Origin of the sequence: Streptomyces collinus Tu 365, from assembly GCF_000444875.1 — a bacterium.
Lineage (GTDB): Bacteria > Actinomycetota > Actinomycetes > Streptomycetales > Streptomycetaceae > Streptomyces > Streptomyces collinus_A.
Genome location: NC_021985.1, coordinates 5,578,785 through 5,597,939, shown reverse-complemented (window position 1 = coordinate 5,597,939; position 19,155 = coordinate 5,578,785). Strand labels below are relative to the sequence as shown.

The following is a 19,155-nucleotide window of genomic DNA, read 5'->3' as shown; positions in this document are numbered from 1 at the left end:
GGGGCGGGCCCGCTCCGCCTACCATGGCGTGGACGCCCGCTGCGGCACGACGCGGAGGGCCTGCGAGGGGGGTGCGTGCGCATGTCGCGATTCCTGCGGTGGACGGCAGCCGTCGCCGCTGCGCTGCTGGTGGCCGGGTGCGGAGGTTCGTCGGGCGGCGGCCAGGAGGAGGGCAAGGGGGCGGCCGGCGGGCCGGGTCCGGCGAGGAAGGGCACGGGGAGCAGCCCACCGGCGTCCCCTCCGCCGGCGCTCCCCTCCTCCCTCACCTCGCAGCGGCCCGACTGGCACACCTGCAAGGCCACCGAAGGCTCGGCGGCACCCGGCGACGCGTGGCGGTGCGCCACGCTGAGAGTGCCGCTGGACTGGTCGAAACCGGGTGGCACGACGATCGGCCTCGCCCTCATGCGCTCCCGGGCGACCGGGAGCGGGCGGATCGGCTCGCTGCTGTTCAACTTCGGCGGCCCGGGCGGCTCGGGCCTGTCGATGATGCCGTACTACGCGGCGACCGTCCCGAAGCTGCACGAACGCTACGACCTGGTGAGCTGGGACCCCCGCGGGGTCGGCGCCAGCGAGGGCGTGCGCTGCCGCGGCGACCGGGCCATCGAGAAGGCCGAGCAGGTGGACGCCACCCCGGACACCCCGGCCGAGGAGCGGGCCTATCTGCGGGACGCGGCCGACTTCGGACAGGGCTGCCGCAGGGCCGCCGGCGCCCTGCTGGCGCACGTCTCCACCACCGACACCGCACGCGACATGGACCTGATGCGCCAGGTGCTCGGCGACCGGACGACGCACTACTTCGGCATCTCCTACGGCACCGAACTCGGGGGCGTGTACGCCCACTTGTTCCCCCAGCGGGTCGGCCGGCTGATCCTCGACGCGGTGGTCGACCCGACCGCCGACGCGGTGGGCCACGCCGAGAACCAGACCCGCGGCTTCCAGCGGGCCCTGGACGACTACCTGAAGTCCACCGGACAGGACCCGCGGCAGGGCTCACGGAAGATCGCGGACCTGCTCCGGCGCCTCGACAGCGAGCCGCTGCGCACGTCGTCCGGACGCCGGCTGACCCAGACGCTCGCGGTCACCGGCATCGTCGTGCCGCTGTACACCGAGGCCGCCTGGCCGCGGCTGACCAGCGCGCTCGCCGCGGCGGAGAAGGGCGACGGTTCCCCGCTGCTGGCGCTCGCGGACCAGTACGACGAGCGTGACTCCTCGGGCCACTACGGCACGACGAGCCATGCCCAGCGGGTCATCTCGTGCCTGGACGACCGGCAGCGGCCCACCCTCGCGGAGACGAAGAGGCTGCTGCCCGGGTTCGAGCGGATATCGCCGGTCTTCGGGGACTTCCTCGGCTGGGACACCGCAGGCTGGTGCCACGACTGGCCGGTCCCCGGCCAGTACGACACCCCCGAGGTGAGCGCGCCGGGCGCGGCGCCCGTCCTGCTGGTCGGCAACACCGGCGACCCGGCGACCCCGTACGAGGGCACCCGCAGGATGGCCGACGAACTCGGCAAGGGCGTCGGGATCGAACTCACCTGGAAGGGCGAGGGCCACGGCGCCTACGGCAGCGGCAGCGACTGCGTGGACAACGCCGTGAACACCTACCTGCTGGAGGGCAGGGCACCCAGGGACGGCACCGTCTGCTCATGACGGCGGCCCCTCGACGGCCGAAGCCCACGGCGTCCGAGGAGGTCGGAGCCGTGGGCTTCGTCAGCACCACCGGGCGGCGGCGAGAGGTCAGTAGACCGGCTTGCTCGGCTCGATCTGGTTGACCCAGCCGATGACACCGCCGCCGACGTGGACGGCGTCGGAGAAGCCCGCGGACTTCAGGACCGCGAGGACTTCCGCACTGCGGACACCCGTCTTGCAGTGCAGGACGATCTTCTTGTCCTGCGGAAGACCCTCGAGGGCGGTGCCCATGAGGAACTCGTTCTTCGGGATCAGACGGGCGCCCGGGATGGAGACGATCTCGTACTCGTTCGGCTCGCGGACGTCGATGATCTCGATGTTCTCGCCCTCGTCGATCCACTCCTTGAGCTGCTTGGGAGTGATCGTGGAGTCGGCGGCCGCCGCCTGGGCCTCCTCGGACACGACGCCGCAGAAGGCCTCGTAGTCGATGAGCTCGGTGACGGTCGGGTTCTCGCCGCACACCGCGCAGTCGGGGTCCTTGCGGACCTTGACCTGGCGGTAGGTCATCTCCAGGGCGTCGTAGATCATCAGGCGGCCGACCAGCGGCTCGCCGATGCCCGCGAGGAGCTTGATGGCCTCGTTGACCTGGATGGAGCCGATGGACGCGCACAGCACGCCCAGGACGCCGCCCTCGGCGCAGGAGGGGACCATGCCCGGGGGCGGGGGCTCCGGGTAGAGGCAGCGGTAGCAGGGGCCGTGCTCGGACCAGAAGACCGACGCCTGGCCGTCGAAGCGGTAGATCGAACCCCAGACGTACGGCTTGTTCAGCAGCACGCAGGCGTCGTTGACCAGGTAGCGGGTCGCGAAGTTGTCCGTGCCGTCGACGATCAGGTCGTACTGGCTGAAGATGTCCATCACGTTGTCGGCTTCCAGCCGCTCCTCGTGCAGGACCACGTTCACGTACGGGTTGATGCCCTTGACGGTGTCGCGCGCCGACTCGGCCTTGGAGCGGCCGATGTCGGACTGGCTGTGGATGATCTGGCGCTGCAGGTTCGACTCGTCGACCTCGTCGAACTCCACGATGCCGAGCGTGCCCACGCCCGCGGCGGCCAGGTACATCAGCGCCGGCGAGCCCAGGCCGCCGGCGCCCACACAGAGCACCTTGGCGTTCTTCAGCCGCTTCTGCCCGTCCATCCCCACGTCGGGGATGATCAGGTGGCGGGAGTACCGGCGGACCTCGTCTACGGTGAGCTCAGAAGCTGGCTCGACCAGGGGTGGCAGCGACACGGGGACTCCGTTGGTCGGTCAAACAGTACGGTTGTTCTCCCCGTAACACTGCCACGGCCTTTTTCATTCCGAGACACCCGTCCCGACACGCGAGACGATCTCGTCCCAGTAGCCGGGCATCGTCTCCCAGGGGTCCACCCGGCGGCCCCCGTCGGTGCGGTCCGTGAAGTAGATCGTCCCCGCTCCCTGCCAGCGCGCGATGCGCAGCGCCTCCTCCAGGTGGCCGCGCGGCACGCCGTGCACGAAGTGGCAGAACCGGTCGGGCGGGTAGTCGGCGGTCCACTCCGCGACCTGGGAGAAGCGGTACCGGGACCAGGATCCGCGGAAGGTGACCAGCTGGTCGGCGTTCTCGGCGTAGCCCGGGTACGGGTGGCTGTCGTGGCCGAGGACGAGGTGCGGGGCGTCACCGGTGGCCCGCACCAGCCTGAGCGCGCGGCGGACCTCCGGCAGCGCCTCCCGCCCGCCGGGGCAGCGGTCCAGGAAGAAGCCGTCGACCCGGTACCAGTCCAGGTGGCGCTGTGCGTCGGCGAGCAGGTCGCCGCGGGCGCGGGCGCCGTGGGTGAGGTCCAGGTGACCGAGGACGCGGACGCCCGCGTTGCGCAGCCGGCCGGCGGCCTCCAGGCAGTGCGGGTCGGGGCGGGTGCCGGGCCCGGCGGCGACGTTGAGCACGACCCAGTCGAGCGGGGTGCCGGGCCGGGCGAGTTCGGCCCACTGGGCCGGGGCCACGAGCGGGTGCGCGTAGCCGGGGACGCCGAGGGCGGTGCGGACGCCGGTGCCGGTGGCGTCCGATGCTGTGGTGCTGGTCAGATGCGGCATGCCGCCTCCATCCAGATGTCGGCCAGGGATTCTTCGAGGTTGATCCGGGGCCGCCAGCCGAGCCGGTCGCGTGCGGTGCGCACGTCGGCCTGCTGCCAGCTGCCGCAGCCGTCCGGGTAGGGGAAGGCGACCGGGGACGCGTGGTCGGGGTCCGTGCGCGGGTGGCCGATGGCGCCGCGCAGCGGCCCGGGCGGGGTGTCGAGTTCGTGCAGGGCGCCGCCGTAGCCGGCGACCCTGGCCAGGACGGCGGCTGCGTCGCGGAGGCGGACGGCGCGGCCGGAGCCGATGTTGATGACGCCCTGGGCGGCGGAGAGGGAGGCGGCGTGCACGGCGCGGGCGACGTCGCGGACGTCCACGAAGTCGCGCTGGACGCCGAGGCCGCCGAGCTTCAGTTCGCCGTCGCCGGACTGCATGGCGCGGCGCATGGCCTCGGCGAGCCGGCCGAGCGGGGAGCCGGCCGGGGTGCCGGGCCCGGCGGGTGAGAAGACGCGCAGGACGACGGCGTCGAGGCCGGAGCCGAGGACCAGTTCGGTGGCCGCGAGTTTGCTGACGCCGTAGGGCCCGCCGGGACGCGGTACGGCGTCCTCGGCCGTGGAGGAGCCGGGCTGGCTGGGGCCGTACTCCGAGCCGCACCCGATCTGCACCAGGCGCGCGCCGCAGCCGCTGCGGCGCAGGGCCTCGCAGACGGTGGCGACGGCGACGGTGTTGTGCCGGGTGAGTTCGCGGGCGCCGCCGCGGGTGGCGCCCGCGCAGTTGACGACGACCCCGGGGTGCACCGCGTCCAGGAAGCGGGTGAGCGCTCCGGGGCTGCCGGTGGCGAGGTCGAACCGGACGTCGGCGTCGTCGCCGCGGCCGAGCGCGGTGAGCTGGACGGCGGGGTCGGCGAGCAGGCGGTCGGCGACGAAGCGGCCGATGTATCCGTTGGCTCCGATCAGCAGGACCCTCATCGGGCGGCTCCCGGGGTGTGCGCTGCGGCTGCTCCCAAGGCTCCGGACGTTCCGGGCGCTCCGGGCGCGCCGGGCGCTCCAGGTCGGGAGGTGGTCATCTCGTCTTCTCCTTCGAAGGGGTGAGGCGGTTGCCTCCGGCGGTGGGCCGGGCTCCCGGGCGCTGCCACGCGCCCGGGGCGGGTGGCGGCGGGCTCGGTCCGTCCGGTGGCGGGAAGGGTCATTCGGGTGCTCCCGCGGGCGCGTGGGCCGAGGCCCGGGTGAGCGTGCGCAGGGCGTGCACCAGCAGGGCCAGGGCCGCCGCGGCGCAGGCGAGCGTGGGGACGGCGGCCGGGCCCCAGGTGTCGTCCAGCGCGCGGACGGGGGCCGCCAGGGCGGCGCAGCCGGGCAGCCGGGCGGCCAGGACCAGGCCCAGGGGCACGACCTCGGCGACCGCGGCGGCGCCCAGGGCGAGGGCGGGCGCGTGCCGGTGCTGGTGCACGACGAGCAGGCGGGCGAGCAGGAGGAGGGCGCCCAGGGTGAGGCCCTGCGGGTAGGCGGCACTCCGGTGCAGGACGGTGCCGCACAGGGCGAGCAGGCCGGTGAGGGCACCGAGGAACAGGGTGAGGACGCCGGTCAGCAGGGGCCGGGCGGCGGCCGTGAAGTCCTCGAGGCCCCGGCTCCTGGCGAGTTTGCGGCGGGCGCCGACGGTGAGCAGGTGGGCGCACCAGGCGGCCGGGGCGCAGGCCAGGGCGAGCGCCAGGGCGGGGACAGCGGCCACCGGCCAGGGGCGGTCGGGCAGGCCGGCGGGCAGGGGGCCGGGGCCGCCCGTGAGGGCGGCGCGCAGGAGGCCGTCGCCGAGCAGGGCGTAGCCGAGCAGCCAGAGCGTGCACAGCCGGGTGCCGGGCGCGGTGCGCCAGGAGGGTGGGCCGGACGCGGCGGCGAGGGGCCCCCGGCGCAGGGCCGCGCGGACGGCGAGGGCGACGGCGAGGAGTCCGCCGAGGGCGACCGTCGTGCGGGTCCGGCCCTGGGTGAGGCGCAGCCCGGTCACGAGGGCCGTGGCGAGCGCTCCGGGCAGGAGGGTGAGCAGGACCCAGCCGATCCGGACGGGTGGCAGGCGTGGCGGCTCGGGCCGGGGCCCGGGGGCGCCGTCGCGGGGCACGCGCGCGTACAGCTCCTCGGCGAGCGAGAAGACGTCGCGGTGGCGGAAGCGGGCGGCGGTGCGGTCGGTGACGCCCTGCGCCTCGAGGCCGGCGGCGATCTCCAGCGGGTCGACGGCCCGTTCGCACAGCTCCCGGTGGTGGTGCAGCAGGGTCTTGACGGGGTCGCCCGCGCCGCGCCGCAGGGGCTTCCTGCGCCCCTTCCGTGGCTCGGGACCGGCTCCGGACCGGGTCTCGGCGCCGGGTACGGAGCCGGTCGCGGACGCGGCCTCCGGTAAGGCGCCGTCCCGGGCCGCGGGTAAGGGTGCGGGTAGGGATGCGGGTACGGTTCGCGCCTCGCGCACAGCACCGGGGATGCCCACGCGCCCGCGCACGTCACCGGTCCCGGGCACATCACCGGCCCCGGGCGCCCCGCCGGCCCCGCACACAGCACCAGGGACGCCTCCGGCGCCGTCCCCGTCCACCTCGCCGGACAGGTCGCCCCCGGTTCGTGGGCCGCACGGGAGCCCGCCCGGCGGTGCGGTCGCGGCCTCACCCCAGGTGGGGCCCTCGGCCTCACCCCAGGTGGGGCCCTCGGCGCTGCCGTCGTGGTGGCTCTCGGTGCCGGGCAGCCATGCGCGCGAGCGCGCGTCCCAGGCAGCGGCCCCGGTGGGCGTGGCGGGCCGGTGCGGGGGGCCCGGCTCGCTCAGGACGTCCCGGTCGCCGTGGCGGCCGTCCGCCGCTCCGGAGCCGCTCATCGGGCCGTCTCCGGGGCGGTGAGGGGAGCCGTCGGCCGGGGGTTCGGCGGGGTCGCGCGGACCGGGCCGCCCGCCGCCCAGGCGGGCACGCCCCGGGGCAGCACGGGAGCGGTGGGTCCGGTCCAGTGGACGGGGACGTGGGCCTCCGCGGGAGCGGCGAAGGGCAGCGGAGCGCCGGCCGCGTCGAGGACGACCCGGCGCACCGGGCAGCGCGAGACGATCTCCAGGTAAATGCCGTGAAATGCCGCGATGTTCTGCTCGACGGTGAACAGTTCGAGCGCGCGGGCGCGCGCGGCGGCGCCCAGGCGCTCCCGGCGCTCGGGGTCGCGCAGCAGTGCCACGCACGCCTCGGCGAGCGCCCGCGGATTGCGCGGGGGTACGACGAGCCCGGTGCCGCCGATGGCCTCCACCACCGCGCCGACGTCGGTGGACACGGTGGCCCGGGCGCAGAGCATGGCCTCGACCAGGGTGATCGGGAAGCCTTCGACGACGCTGGAGAGGACGACGACGGCGCCGGAGGCGTACGCGTCGGGCAGGGTCGGCACCTCGGGGCCGCCGATCTCCTCGAAGGAGACCGGGTTGTCGCCGACGGCGTGCACGCCCTCGGCCTCGTCGGGGAAGAGCTGGGCGGCGAGCACCCGGCAGTGGCCCAGGTAGACCTCGCCCTCGGGGCCGGCGGGCGAGCCGACGACGCGCAGGCGGGCCGTCGGCCGCTCCCTGCGGACCTCGGCGAAGGCGTGCAGCAGGGAGACCAGGTCCTTGGTGGGTTCGACGGGCCCGACCCACACGAGGGTGTCCGGCTCGGACCGGTCGGCGGCCGGGGCCTCGCCGACCTCGGCGAAGCGGGCGGCCTCCAGGCCCGGGTGGACGGTGCGGATCCGTGTGCGGTCGGCGCCGCACCGTTCCTGCCAGCGGCGGGCGTGCGCGTTGCCGGGGGTGAGGATCGCGGCGCGCCGGTAGACCTCGGTGGCCAGCCGGCCGTGGAAGGCGGCGAGCAGGGCGCGTACGGCCGGGGCGGCGGCGTCGGGGCCGAGGGTCAGGTAGTGCGAGCGCAGTTGCACGCCGTACTCGGTGACCAGCAGGGGCACGCCGGAGAAGTGGCGGGCGAGGAGGCCGGGCAGGGCGGCGGGGCCGCCGGCGGTGGCGTGGCAGAGGTCGGCGGCGGCGAGGCCGTCGTCGCCGTACCAGTCGAGGGAGAGGGGGCGCAGGGCGCGTTCCAGGTGCGCGGCGACGGCGAGGAGGTCGGGGACGCGCGCCTCACGCGCCGTGCGCGACGCTCCGGGGGCGCGGCAGGCGCGCTCCAGGGTGCGTACGGCGGTGTCGGAACGGAGTGCGCCGGTCAGTCCGCCCTCGTCGCGGGCGAGTTCGGCGAGTCCGTACAGCGCGCTGCCGAAACGGTCCGCCAGAAGGGTGGAGCCGGCGTCGGTGGGGGCGCCGGGCGCGGTGCAGACCGCTTCGGCCAGTTCCGCGTAGCACTCGGTGAAGCGCCGGCGCGTGCGCCGCCCGTAGGAGACGCCGTCGTCCTCGGCACGCCACAGGGGGGCCGTGCGGACCCGGCTGACCTGGTCGGGCAGCGGGACCAGGCCCGCGTCCTCCTGGGCGCGGCTGCGGCTGAGCGCGTGGATGTCGAACTCGTGCTGTGCGAGCCCGCGCACGAGCCGGTCGCACCAGAGTCCGGCGTCACCGCTCACATACGGATAGCCACCCTCTGTAAGCAGTCCGATGCGCACGTGTGCACCCCCGATCTCCCGCTGGACGGGAGCCGCCTCGTCGCGGCGGCTCGCAGCGGGACGAACGTATGCGGACAAGGCGGTGGCGCGACGGACGGTTGTCCATCGCGCCACCAAAAGGGGTGAACGGTCGTAACTTTCGCGTGCGGTACGCGTTCCGGCGCGCTAAGAGGCCGGACGGTGATCGCCCGGACGCGAAACGTTACGCCACGGCCGGCTCCCGCCGGGCCGCGCGCCGCCGGGCCGCCTGCTCCGGGTCGAGGGCGGGTACGGCGGCCAGGAGCTGCCTGGTGTACGCCTCGCGCGGGGCGCCGTACACCTCGTCCACGGGTCCGGTCTCGACGACCCGGCCCCGGCGCATCACCGCGACCCGGTCGCTGACCTGGCGGACCACGGCGAGGTCGTGCGCGATGAACACGAGCGCGAGGCCGAGTTCCCGCTGGAGTTCGCCGAGGAGTTCGACCACCTGGGCCTGGGTGGTGACGTCGAGCGCGGAGACGGGCTCGTCGCAGACGATGACCCGCGGGTCGGCGGCGAGCGCGCGGGCGATGCCCACGCGCTGGCGCTGCCCGCCGCTGAACTCGTGCGGGTAGCGGTCGTAGTGGGCCGCTTCGAGGCCCACGCGCTCCAGCAGTTCCGTCACCCGTTCCCGGATGCCCCGCTCGTCGCGTTCGCCGCGCGCGCGGAGCGGGTCGGCGATGGACTCGCCCACGCTGCGGCGGGGGTTGAGGGAGGAGACGGGGTCCTGGAAGACCATCTGCACGGACGGGTCCACGCCGGTGTGCGGGCGCCCGTCGTGGCGGATCTCCCCGGCGGTCGGTTCCAGCAGCCCGACCAGCATGCGGCCCAGGGTGGTCTTGCCGCTGCCGCTCTCCCCCACGACGCCGAGGGTCTCGCCCCGGCGGACGGTGAGCGAGATGCCGTCCACGGCCGCGAACGCCCCCTTGCCGTGCCCGAACTCGCGCCGGAGCCCGGTGGCCTCCAGCACCACCTCGCCGGGCTCCCGGGAGCCGGTGCGCGGCGCGTCGACGCGCGGTACGGCGTCGAGGAGTTCACGGGTGTACGCCTGGCGCGGCGACCCCAGGACGGTGCCGACGGGGCCCTGTTCGACGGCCCGGCCGTGCCGCATGACCAGTACCTCGTCCACGCTCTCGGCGGCGACGCCCACGTCGTGGGTGACGAGCAGCAGGCCCATGCCGGTCTCCTCGCGCAGCGTGTGCAGCAGGTCGAGGATCTGGGCCTGGACGGTGACGTCGAGGGCGGTCGTGGGCTCGTCGGCGATCAGCAGCCGGGGTGAGCAGGCGAGCGCCATGGCGATGAGGGCGCGCTGGCGCATGCCACCGCTGAACTCGTGCGGGCGGTGGCGGGCGCGGCGCCGGGCGTCCGGGATGCCGACCCGGTCCAGCACCTCGACGGCACGCGCGCGTGCGGCGCGGCGGGAGGCGCGCGCGTGGACGCGGTGGACCTCGGCGATCTGGTCGCCGATGGAGTAGTAGGGGTCGAGCGAGGACAGCGGGTCCTGGAAGACCATGGCGGCCTTCGCGCCGCGCAGCCGGCGCAGTTCCTGCTCCGGGGCGCGCCCGACGTCGGTGCCGGCGACGTGGACGGTGCCGCCGACCCGTGCCCCGGTGCCCCGGTGCAGGCCCAGCAGGGCGCCGGCGACCGTGGACTTGCCGGAGCCGGACTCGCCGACGAGCGCGAGGGCGCCGCCCTCCGCGAGCCGGAAGGAGAGGCCGTCCACGGCCCGCAGGGAGCCGAACCCGACCGTGAGGTCCTTGACTTCCACGAGGCTCATGCGAGTACCACCCGTCGGTCGGCCACCGCGTAGAGCACGTCCGCGGCGGCGTTGGCCACGACCACGAAGAATCCGATGACCAGGACCATGCCGACGACCACCGGGAGGTCGACGACGTTCACCGCGTGCACCAGTTCCTGGCCGATGCCGGGCAGCCCGAACAGGGTCTCGGTGAGGACGGCGCCGCCGACGGCCCCGCCGAAGTTGTTGGCGTTCAGCGCGATGACCGGGGCGAAGGCCCCGCGCAGGGCGTGCCGCCCGACGACCGAGCGTTCGCTGACGCCGTAGGCGCGGAAGGTCCGGATGTGGTCCTCGGCGAGGGTCTCCAGCATGGCCGCGCGGGTCAGGCGGGCGAAGGCCGCGGCCTCGACGAGCGCGAGGGAGAGCCACGGCAGCAGCAGGTTCCACGCCCACTGCTCGGGATCGTCGGTGAACTTCACGTACTGAGGGAAGGGCAGCAGCCGCAGCTCGCCGCAGACGACGATCATCAGGACCAGGCCGATGACGAAGACGGGCGTGGCCGTGCCCGCGAGGGTGAGCGCGGTCAGCGCGCGCTCGGTGAACCGGCCGCGCCGCCAGGCGGAGAGCACACCGGTGCCGACCCCGAGGACGAGCCAGATCACCATGGCGCCGACCACGAGCGACAGGCTGACCGGGAGCTTGGTCAGGATGATGTCCGTGACCTGCCGGTCGCTCTGGTAGGAGAGTCCGAGGCAGGGGGCGGGGCAGTGCTCGACCGAGGTGCCGGTGGAGTAGTCCTGGCCGGCGAACAGCCCTTCGAGGAAGTGCCAGTAGCGCAGGTACAGGGGGTCGTCCAGGCGGAGCTGCTGGGCGACCTGGTGGACCTGTTCCGGGGAGCAGCGCGGGCCGCAGGTGATCTGGGCGACGTTGCCGGGGGTGACGTAGAAGACGACGTAGATGATCACCGAGATGGCAAGGAGGGTGACCAGGGCGCCGGCGCCGCGGCGCAGCACGAAGCCGCCGAATCCGCTCATGCCGCGGCCTCCTTGGCCGCCCGGTCCGCGCGCCGGCCGCCGGTGCCGACGCGCAGGCGGGAGGCCGCGCGCGGGTCGAGGGCGGTGCGGACGCCGTCGCCGAGGACGGTCAGCGCGACCACGGTGACGAAGAGGGCGCCGGCGGGCAGCAGCAGGTACTGCGGCGCGGCCTGGTACCAGACGTCGGCGGCGGTGAGCATCTGTCCCCAGGACGGGGTGGGCGGCTTCACGCCGACGCCGAGGAAGGACAGGGCCGCCTCGACGGAGATGTTGATGGGCACGAGCAGCGCCGCGTAGGTGATGACGGGTGCCGCGAGGCCGGGCAGCAGCTCGCGGCGGGCGATGCGCCAGGTGCCCCAGCCGCTGAGCCGGGCGGCGGCGACGTGGTCGAGTCCCTTGAGGGTGAGGGTCTGGGCGCGGGCGATCTTGGCGATGTTGCCCCAGGCGATCAGGCCGATCACGAGGGTGACCAGGACGGGCCGCGGGAAGCTCGACGGCACGATCGCGAGGAGCGCGAGCGCCATGATCATCAGCGGCAGGGCGACGATGATGTCGGTGATCCGGCTGAGCAGCTGGTCGACCAGCCGGCTGCCGAGCGCCGAGGCGACGCCGAACAGGACGCCGAGGGTCACCTGGATCGCGGTGGCGCCGAGCGCCACTCCGAGGGAGACCCGCGCCCCGTACACGAGCCGCGCGAACAGGTCGCGTCCGGTCTGCGGTTCGACGCCGAGCCAGTGGTCGGCGCCGAGGCCGCCGAGGGAGCCGACCGGCACGCCCCCGCGCGCGGAGTCGATCAGGGAGGGGTGGTAGGTGGTGGGGTCCTGGCCCTCCAGGGCGGTGAGGAGCGGCGCGGCGAGCGCGACCAGGACGAGCAGCGCGACGACGGCCGCGGCGACCAGGGCGGCGCGCTGCGCCCGCAGCCGCCGCCAGAACTGACGGGCCCCCGAGCCCCCCGGGGCGGGTGTGTCCGCCCCGGGGGTGTGGGAGGCGACGAGTGCCTCGCTCACGGTGCTACTTCACCGCGACCTGGGAGATGTCCAGCACGCCGGTCCAGTCGCTGATGACGATGTTGCGTACGTCCTTGCCGTACAGGCGCTTGTAGACGGGGTGGAACAGCGGCACGACGAGGGCCTGTGCGCCGATCTTCTCGTCCAGGGCGCCCCACCGCTCGGCGGCGGCGTGGAGGTCGGTCAGCTTGTTGATCGAGTCGATCTCGTCGTTGACCGACTTGTCGTTCAGCAGGCCGGTGTTGAAGTTCGCGCCGTCCTTGACGATCTGCCGGCCGTCGAAGATCGGGGCGAGGAAGGGGCCGCCGGAGGGCCAGTCGGCACCCCAGTGGGCGAGGAAGAAGCCGGGCTCCGTCCTGACGTTGTGGATCTTGTCCCCGTAGTCGTTGCTCTCCAGGCCCTGCAGCTTGACGGTGATGCCGGCCTTCTTGAGCGCGTCCTGGATCGCGGTCGCGATCTCGGGGCTGGTCTCGAAGTCCTTGCTGTTGGAGTGGGTCAGGGTGACGGTGAGCCCGTTCTTGTGGCCGGCCCGGGCGAGCAGTTCCCTGGCCTTGGCGGCGTTGCCGGCCTTGCCCGCCGGGAAGAGGTCGTAGGGGGTGTAGCCGAAGGACTTCTGGTTCGGCAGGAAGGTGGTGGCGGGCTCGGCGAGCGCCGAACCGCCGGCCGCGTTGACGACCGACGAGCGGTCGATGGCGTACGCGATGGCCTGGCGCACCCTGGGGTCGTCGAACGGCTTCACCTTCGGGTTGAAGGCGATGTAGTCGGTGTAGCCGAAGTGGCCGGTGCCCACGCGCGAGGCCAGGTCCTGGTCGCCCGTGACCTTGGCGAGCTCGGCGGGGCCGAGGTTGGTGTCCGTGGTGACCGCGGCCGCGTCCGCCCCCTGGGACGCGGACAGCCGCTGGTTGATCACGGAGGAGTCGAGGCCGGAGCGGACGTCGATGGTGTCCGGGTAGGCCTTGCGCTCGGCGTCCGTGGCGGCGGACCAGTGGGTGTTGCGCTTCAGGACGAGGTGCTCGCCGTCGTTCTCGTTGCGGACGACCTTGTACGGGCCGGACGAGACCGGGTGCTCCTCGTACTTGGTGCCGGTGTCCTTGGCCTTGGGGACCGGGGTGAACTGGGTCTGCGTGGCCAGGTAGGGGAACTCGCCCTCGGGCTTGTTCAGGTGGAAGACGATGGTCCGCTCGTCCGGCGTCTCGATGGCCGAAAGGCCCTTCTTGTCCTTGTAGGGGCCCTGGTAGTCGGCGGCGCCGACCAGCCAGTCCCGCAGGTAGGGGGCACCGCCGGAGAGTTCGGGGGCGAAGGAGCGCTCGATGCCGTACTTGACGTCGGCCGAGGTGATCGGGGTGCCGTCCTCGTAGGTGAGGCCCTTCTTCAGCGTGTACGTCCACACGGTCGCGTCCTTGCTGGGGCGCCCGGTGTCGGTGGCGAGGTCCGGGACGACCTTGGCGCCGGCCGCGCCGTTCTCCCGGTTGCGGGTGGTGAGGGTGCGGAAGACCAGGGACGGGACGTTCCCGCCGCCGGAGGTGTAGAGGCGGGCGGGGTCGAAGTCCTGCTGCGGGTTGGAGTTCAGCACCGTGAGGGTGCCGCCCCGGTGCGGGGCGGAGTCGCCGCCGGAGCCCTTGGCATCGTTGTCCTTCGGACCGCAGGCGGCGGCGCCCGCTGCCACGACCAGGCTGACGGATGCCGCTGCCACGCGGCGCGCTATGACGGACGGTTGACGCATCGGAATGACGACCTCTCGGAGACTGAACGAGTGCGTCCCGGAAAATGAGACGCATGGACGAGGAGTGAGACGGCTGCGGACAGACGTCGGCCCCGGCGTCGGGTCGTCGAAGAACGCCGTGAAGACATCACGGACGTGAAAAGGAGAGGGTGTTCGCGACACTGACGCCAGGAGGCGTCAGCGACAGTGGACGTCGGCCACGCAGAGGGCGGTCACGCCGATCAGCGCCAGCTCGATGGCGGCGCTGTTGGAGACGGCAGGACGGGACCACATGCGCCAAAATATGAACGACCTTGCGACTTATGTCAATCTGACGCAAGCGCTTCCGATCAACTCCTGGGATAGGGCCAGGGGTTGGGCAGACAGTGGATCCCGTCGTGGTCGAGGAACTTGGTCTGCTGCTGCATCACCGGGGCCAGCTCGCCGTTCTTCTGGCACGTCACATGGCCGTGGCCGAGCCGGTGGCCGACCTCGTGATTGATGAGCATCTGCCGGTACGCGTGAATTTTGTCCCCGTATGTCTTGCTGCCCTGCGCCCACCGGTAGGCGTTGATCATCACGCGCTCGGTGGACGCCGAGTCGCAGGAGACGTTGTCCTCGGTGGTGTCGAGACCGGACTTGGCGCACCACTTGGCGGTGGTGCCGGGGCTGGCGAGGGTGACGACGAAGTCGGGTTTGCCCGAGGAGACGCGCTCGAAGGTGCGGGTGCCGCCGTGCCCCCAGCTCCGGTCGTCGTTGAGGGTCTTCTGCACGGCCTCGGCGAACAGCGCGCCGTCCAGGCCGAGTCCCTGCTCGACGTCCACCCGGTAGGTGTACTTCTGCCCCTTGCCGGGCGCCTTGTCGGCGCCGGGTACGGCCTCGAACTTGCCGGAGGCCTTCAGCGTGGCCGCGAGCGGGTACGTCCGGTCCATCTTCTGCTCGTACGTCAGGGGTGCCGCGTCCTGCGCGGCGGAGGGCGCGCCCTGCCCGGGCGCGCGGGCGTCGCGCGCCTGGCCGGTCGCGGACTGCGCCCGCGTCCCGCCGCCGTGGCTGTCGGCGACCTGTCCGGCGACGACGACCGCGAGCACGGTGGTCACGGCCGCGGCCGCGATGCCGGTGAAGGCCCGCCCCTTGTTCCCGCCGCGCTGCGCGGGCACGGACGCGGGCGGCGCGCCGTCGCCGCCTCCGCCCTGCGGTCGCTCACCGGCGTCGTGCGGGGGCCGCGCCCCGGGGACACCCGGGCGGCGGGACCCGCCGGCGCCGGGCCGGGGCGCGAGGACGTCGCCGTCCTCCTCGAAGGCGTCGAGATACTCCTGCCGTGGCCCGCCGTCGGACCGCCGTCTGCCGCCCTGCCGCTGCCGCGGGAGGACGGGACCGGTGCCGGCCGGGCCCTTCCGGGGTCCGGGGGCGGTGTCGGCACCGGCCGACCCGGTGAACTCGCCCCAGCCGCCGCCGGGTTCACGCTGCTGGGGGTGGCCGCCACGGGTCGCGGGACCGCCGCCGACGCGCGGGACGCCCCGCGCGGGCGTGCCGTCCGGCAGTCGCGGGATCCCGTGCGCCGGGGTGCCCTCCGGGGCGCGCCGGGCCGCCTGTGCGGGCAGCCGGGGCACACCGCGGGCCGGGGTGCCGTCGGGGAGCCGTGGGGCCCCCTGGCCCGGCGCGGCCGGACGGGGGCCGGGCTGCCGTGCTTCGAGCGGGGCCGCTTCCGGGGCCGGGGGCCGCTGGTCCCGCTGTGCTCCTATGTCCCCGGCCTCGTCCTGCGGGGCCGGTCCGCGCCTGCTGTGGCGTCCCACTTCTGCCCTCAGCTCCCCGCGCCCGTGCCGGTACCGGCGCCCGAACCGGCGCCCGGCTCGACGGCGCCGGTCTCCTCGCCGGCCGCTCCGGCACCGGAGGCCTCTTCGCCGACCGTCTCTTCGCCGGCGGCCTCTCCGCCGACCGGCTCTTGCCCGGCTTCCGCGAGCATCTCCCGGAACGCTCCCGCCACCACCTCCGGGTACTCCATCATCGCCACGTGCCCGGCCTCCGGCAGGGACACCAGGCGGGAGTCGCGGAAGGAGCGGGCGGCCTTCGGGGCCATGCGGTAGCCGACGAGCTGGTCGCGGCCACCGTAGACCAGGAGGGTCGGGGCGAGCACACGCTCGGCCTGGCGCCACAGCCCGTGCTGGCCGCCCAGGGTGTAGGCGTTGACGATCCCGCGCGCGGAGCGCGCCATCGCGTCCCAGAAGTACGGCAGCCGCAGCCGCCGCTCCAGCTCCTCCACGGCGTGCCCGAACGCCTCGGGCGACACCTTGCCCGGGTCGCCGTAACACAGCCCGAGGACACCCCGCACCCGCTGCTCGGCCGTCCACTCCCTGGTCAGGCGGGTGAACAGCAGGGCCACACCGGGGACGCCGAGCAGCGCCGTCGGCACCGCGGAGCGCTGCACGCGCAGCTCCGGCAGGGCGGGCGAGATCAGCGTGAGGGTGCGCACGAGGTCCGGGCGCACGGCGGCGACGCGCGTGGCGACGGCACCGCCGAGGGAGTTGCCGAACAGGTGGACCGGGCCGCGCCCCGAGGTGTCGAGCAGGCGGATGACCGCGCGCGCGTGCCCGGTGACGGAGTAGTCGCCGTCGTCCGGTGGCGGGGAGTCGCCGAAGCCGGGCAGGTCGACCGCGTCGCTGTCGACGACGTCGTCCAGCTCCTTCATCAGCACGGACCAGTTCTGCGAGGAACCTCCGAGCCCGTGGACGAACAGCGCGGGCGGCAGCCCCTCGCGCGCGGGGCGCCGCGAACGGACCGTAAGAGTGACCCCCGGCAGTCCCACCGACCTCAGCCGCTCTCCCTCACCGACCCGGACGGGTGCCACCCTCGGAAGGACGCTGGCGGCCGGTACGGACGGCGACTCGGTCGAAGACATGCGGCAATGTTACGAGACGATCACGCTATGGCTCATGTGTTCGCCGTCACAGGTTGGACCACGCCGCGCCGGACACTCCGCCCCGCAGAACCCCGCACCCACAGGGGCCGACGGCATGGCGTCCGGATCGGGTGTCTCCTAGTCTCGTACAGAGGGCACCCGCATGTGGCCCCTGCTTCTTCCAGGGACGTTCGTAGGAAGGGAGCCCACCATGGTCCATGAATCCATCGAGGACCCGATCGAGCCCGACGGGATCGAGGATCTGGATGCCGACGACCCCTCGGAGATCGACGTCGAGGCCCCCGAGGTGGACGCCGCCGAGCAGCACGCGGACCTCGCGCCGGACCGCGACGACCCCCTGACCGGCGTCGATCCGGACCGCGGCAACGAGGCCGATCTCGTCGAACAGGCGCGCGTGGTCGCCCTCGACGAGGACGACTACCGCTGACCTCGGCCGACCCGGCGGGGCCGGACCACCCGCACCAGGCGGGCTTCGCGGCTTTCCTCGCTGTCCGGTACGTGAAATTCTGCGCTCGCACCGCGCACACCACGGTTACCGAAAAGTACGATGGCCGCGCGGCCGACACCGCATGTGGACGACTTTGGGAGGCGGCGTGACAGCCATCGAGCAAACTGAGGCGGCACGCCCACGGGGCACCCGTCTGCCGCGCCGTGCCCGGCGGAACCAACTGCTGGGCGCCGCCCAGGAGGTCTTCGTCGCGCAGGGGTACCACGCCGCGGCGATGGACGACATCGCCGAGCGGGCCGGCGTCAGCAAGCCGGTGCTCTACCAGCACTTCCCCGGCAAGCTCGACCTGTACCTCGCCCTGCTGGACCAGCACTGCGAGTCGCTCATCCAGGCGGTGCGCAGCGCGCTCGCCTCGACGACCGACAACAAGCAGCGCGTGCGGGCGACCATGGACGCCTACTTCGCGTACGTGGAGGACGACGGCGGCGCCTTCCGGCTGGTCTTCGAGTCGGACCTGACGAACGAGCCCGCGGTGCGCGAGCGCGTGGACAAGGTGACCAACGAGTGCGCCGAGGCGATCTGCGACGTCATCGCGGAGGACACCGGTCTGTCGCGCGCGGAGTCGATGCTGCTCGCCTCGGGCCTCGGCGGACTCGCCCAGGTGGTCGCGCGTTCCTGGCTGCACAGCGACCGCAGCGTGCCCCGCGACCAGGCGGTGCAGCTGCTGACCTCGCTGGCCTGGCGGGGCATCGCCGGCTTCCCGATGCACGGCACCGAGAACCACTGACGGGCGTCCCCGACGGGCGTCCCCGACGCGTGCCGTCGGCGAGCTCCGTCGGCGGACACCGGCGCCCGCCGGCGGCCTCCGTGGACGCCGGCGGCCAGGTGTTCCCGTCCGGTGTTCGCTGTTGGCGTTCCGGCCCGCAGCGTGTACGTCCCCTCACCGGGCTAATGTGTGCAGCGTACGGCGCGGAAGATCGCGCACATCACTGACCGTCGGAGGGACATAGCCGTGGAGGTCAAGATCGGCGTGCAGCACGCGCCCCGCGAGATCGTTCTGGAGAGCGGTCAGAGCGTCGAGGAGGTCGAGCGCCTGGTGTCGGAGGCGCTGGCCGGTAAGACGCAGCTGCTGAGCCTCCAAGACGAGAAGGGCCGCAAGGTTCTGGTCCCGACGGACCGCCTGGCGTACGTGGAGATCGGCGAGCCGACCGTCCGCAAGGTGGGCTTCGGCGCCCTGTAGGACGCTGCGTCACCGCCCTGTGAGCAGATCGGGAGAGGGGCCCGGCGGCACTGTGCCGCGGGGCCCCTCTCCCGTGCGGCACACTCACGGACGGCTCACAACTCCTGCACAGCGGAGGATTGCAATCCGCAGGTCACGGGTATGACGGGCTACGACCGTCAAGCAGAGGCCGGCCGTGGGAGGGACCCCCGACATGATCCTGGAAGCACTCGGATCCGCCTTGCTCGGTCTGCTCCTCGCCTGGGCCGCGACCCGCCGGCTGCCGCACCGGCTGCCCGCCCGCCCGCTGGTGCTCTCCACGGGCGTCGCGGGGGCCCTCTTCGGGGACTTCGTCACGCACAGCGCCCTGGGCACCGGGGGTGTCCTGCTGAGCCTCCTGGGAGCCGCGGTGGTCTCGGCCGCGTCCCTGTCGCTCCTGCTGCGCCCGGCCCGCCGCCTGCGCCGACGATCAGCCCCGGCGTAACGACGCCGGGACGCCCAGCCGCGGGGCACGACGCCCCGCCACCCGCCGTACCCGAACCCCTCCCGGCGCGACGGGACCGACCCGGCGGACGCCGTACCCGAACCGCCCCGGACGGGCAGGGAACGATCCGCAGCCCGACGTGCCCGAACCGCTCTGGACGGGGCGCGGGACGCTTCGCCGCCCGTCCTGCCCGAACCGCTCCCGACGGGACGCGGGATGCCCGCCGCCTGTCTTACCCCGCCCGTCCTACCCGCCCCCCGGACCGGGCGCGGGACGCTTCGCCACTCGTCCTGCCGGAACCGCTCCCGG

17 protein-coding genes are annotated in these 19,155 nt (G+C 73.9%); 5 read left to right on the top strand and 12 right to left on the bottom strand.

All coding sequences use genetic code 11. From position 1 onward, the window contains the following. Positions 1-81: 81 nt before the first annotated feature. Positions 82-1,647 carry an alpha/beta hydrolase gene (locus tag B446_RS24480; RefSeq protein WP_020942119.1) on the top strand — a complete coding sequence of 522 codons (1,566 nt, stop codon included), beginning with the start codon at positions 82-84 and terminating at the stop codon, positions 1,645-1,647. Between the two features lie 87 nt (positions 1,648-1,734). Here the strand turns inward: B446_RS24480 and moeZ are convergent, their stop codons facing one another. From moeZ to B446_RS24425, 12 genes are all read right to left on the bottom strand, one after another. After that, complete coding sequence (moeZ, locus tag B446_RS24475; RefSeq protein WP_020942118.1) at positions 1,735-2,913, bottom strand: adenylyltransferase/sulfurtransferase MoeZ; 1,179 nt, start codon at positions 2,911-2,913, stop codon at positions 1,735-1,737. 63 nt (positions 2,914-2,976) lie between these two features. Then, complete coding sequence (locus B446_RS24470) at positions 2,977-3,729, bottom strand: spherulation-specific family 4 protein (protein ID WP_020942117.1); 753 nt, start codon at positions 3,727-3,729, stop codon at positions 2,977-2,979. Then, positions 3,717-4,676, bottom strand: a complete 960-nt coding sequence (locus B446_RS24465; protein ID WP_020942116.1) for an NAD-dependent epimerase/dehydratase family protein — start codon at positions 4,674-4,676, stop codon at positions 3,717-3,719. The genes B446_RS24470 and B446_RS24465 overlap by 13 nt, the downstream gene beginning before the upstream one ends. Positions 4,677-4,893: 217 nt before the next feature. Then, positions 4,894-6,549 carry a hypothetical protein gene (locus B446_RS24460; protein ID WP_020942115.1) on the bottom strand — a complete coding sequence of 552 codons (1,656 nt, stop codon included), beginning with the start codon at positions 6,547-6,549 and terminating at the stop codon, positions 4,894-4,896. Continuing rightward, a complete protein-coding gene (locus tag B446_RS24455) occupies positions 6,546-8,279 on the bottom strand; it encodes a DUF3492 domain-containing protein (protein WP_078614790.1) in 1,734 nt (577 codons plus the stop codon). Before B446_RS24455 ends, B446_RS24460 begins: the two co-directional genes overlap by 4 nt. Before the next feature lie 202 nt (positions 8,280-8,481). Further along, positions 8,482-10,074 carry a dipeptide ABC transporter ATP-binding protein gene (locus B446_RS24450; RefSeq protein WP_020942113.1) on the bottom strand — a complete coding sequence of 531 codons (1,593 nt, stop codon included), beginning with the start codon at positions 10,072-10,074 and terminating at the stop codon, positions 8,482-8,484. Beyond that, positions 10,071-11,069 (bottom strand): ABC transporter permease, encoded by a 999-nt coding sequence (locus tag B446_RS24445; RefSeq protein ID WP_020942112.1) that lies wholly within the window; start codon positions 11,067-11,069, stop codon positions 10,071-10,073. Before B446_RS24445 ends, B446_RS24450 begins: the two co-directional genes overlap by 4 nt. After that, positions 11,066-12,076, bottom strand: coding sequence for an ABC transporter permease (locus B446_RS24440; RefSeq protein ID WP_020942111.1), 1,011 nt, complete (start codon positions 12,074-12,076; stop codon positions 11,066-11,068). Before B446_RS24440 ends, B446_RS24445 begins: the two co-directional genes overlap by 4 nt. A gap of 4 nt (positions 12,077-12,080) precedes the next feature. Continuing rightward, complete coding sequence (locus B446_RS24435; protein WP_043476383.1) at positions 12,081-13,799, bottom strand: ABC transporter substrate-binding protein; 1,719 nt, start codon at positions 13,797-13,799, stop codon at positions 12,081-12,083. 177 nt (positions 13,800-13,976) lie between these two features. Beyond that, positions 13,977-14,072: an Ms4533A family Cys-rich leader peptide gene (locus B446_RS40975; protein ID WP_328285331.1), complete on the bottom strand. Its 96-nt coding sequence runs from the start codon at positions 14,070-14,072 to the stop codon at positions 13,977-13,979. Between the two features lie 56 nt (positions 14,073-14,128). Beyond that, positions 14,129-15,571, bottom strand: coding sequence for a DUF3152 domain-containing protein (locus B446_RS24430; protein WP_043476381.1), 1,443 nt, complete (start codon positions 15,569-15,571; stop codon positions 14,129-14,131). An 8-nt stretch (positions 15,572-15,579) separates the two neighbouring features. Then, positions 15,580-16,674, bottom strand: a complete 1,095-nt coding sequence (locus B446_RS24425) for an alpha/beta fold hydrolase (RefSeq protein WP_043476379.1) — start codon at positions 16,672-16,674, stop codon at positions 15,580-15,582. 211 nt (positions 16,675-16,885) lie between these two features. Between B446_RS24425 and B446_RS24420 the strand changes: the two genes are divergently transcribed. The 4 genes from B446_RS24420 to B446_RS24405 all read left to right on the top strand — a co-directional run bounded on the left by B446_RS24420 (position 16,886) and on the right by B446_RS24405 (position 18,846). Next, positions 16,886-17,122, top strand: a complete 237-nt coding sequence (locus tag B446_RS24420; RefSeq protein ID WP_020942107.1) for a hypothetical protein — start codon at positions 16,886-16,888, stop codon at positions 17,120-17,122. A 166-nt stretch (positions 17,123-17,288) separates the two neighbouring features. Beyond that, complete coding sequence (locus B446_RS24415) at positions 17,289-17,930, top strand: TetR/AcrR family transcriptional regulator (protein ID WP_020942106.1); 642 nt, start codon at positions 17,289-17,291, stop codon at positions 17,928-17,930. 225 nt (positions 17,931-18,155) lie between these two features. After that, on the top strand, positions 18,156-18,383 hold the full coding sequence (locus tag B446_RS24410; protein WP_020942105.1) for a DUF3107 domain-containing protein: 228 nt from the start codon (positions 18,156-18,158) through the stop codon (positions 18,381-18,383). A gap of 193 nt (positions 18,384-18,576) precedes the next feature. Next, entirely contained in the window at positions 18,577-18,846 is a 270-nt protein-coding gene (locus B446_RS24405; RefSeq protein ID WP_020942104.1) for a hypothetical protein, read from the top strand. Positions 18,847-19,155: the final 309 nt, after the last annotated feature.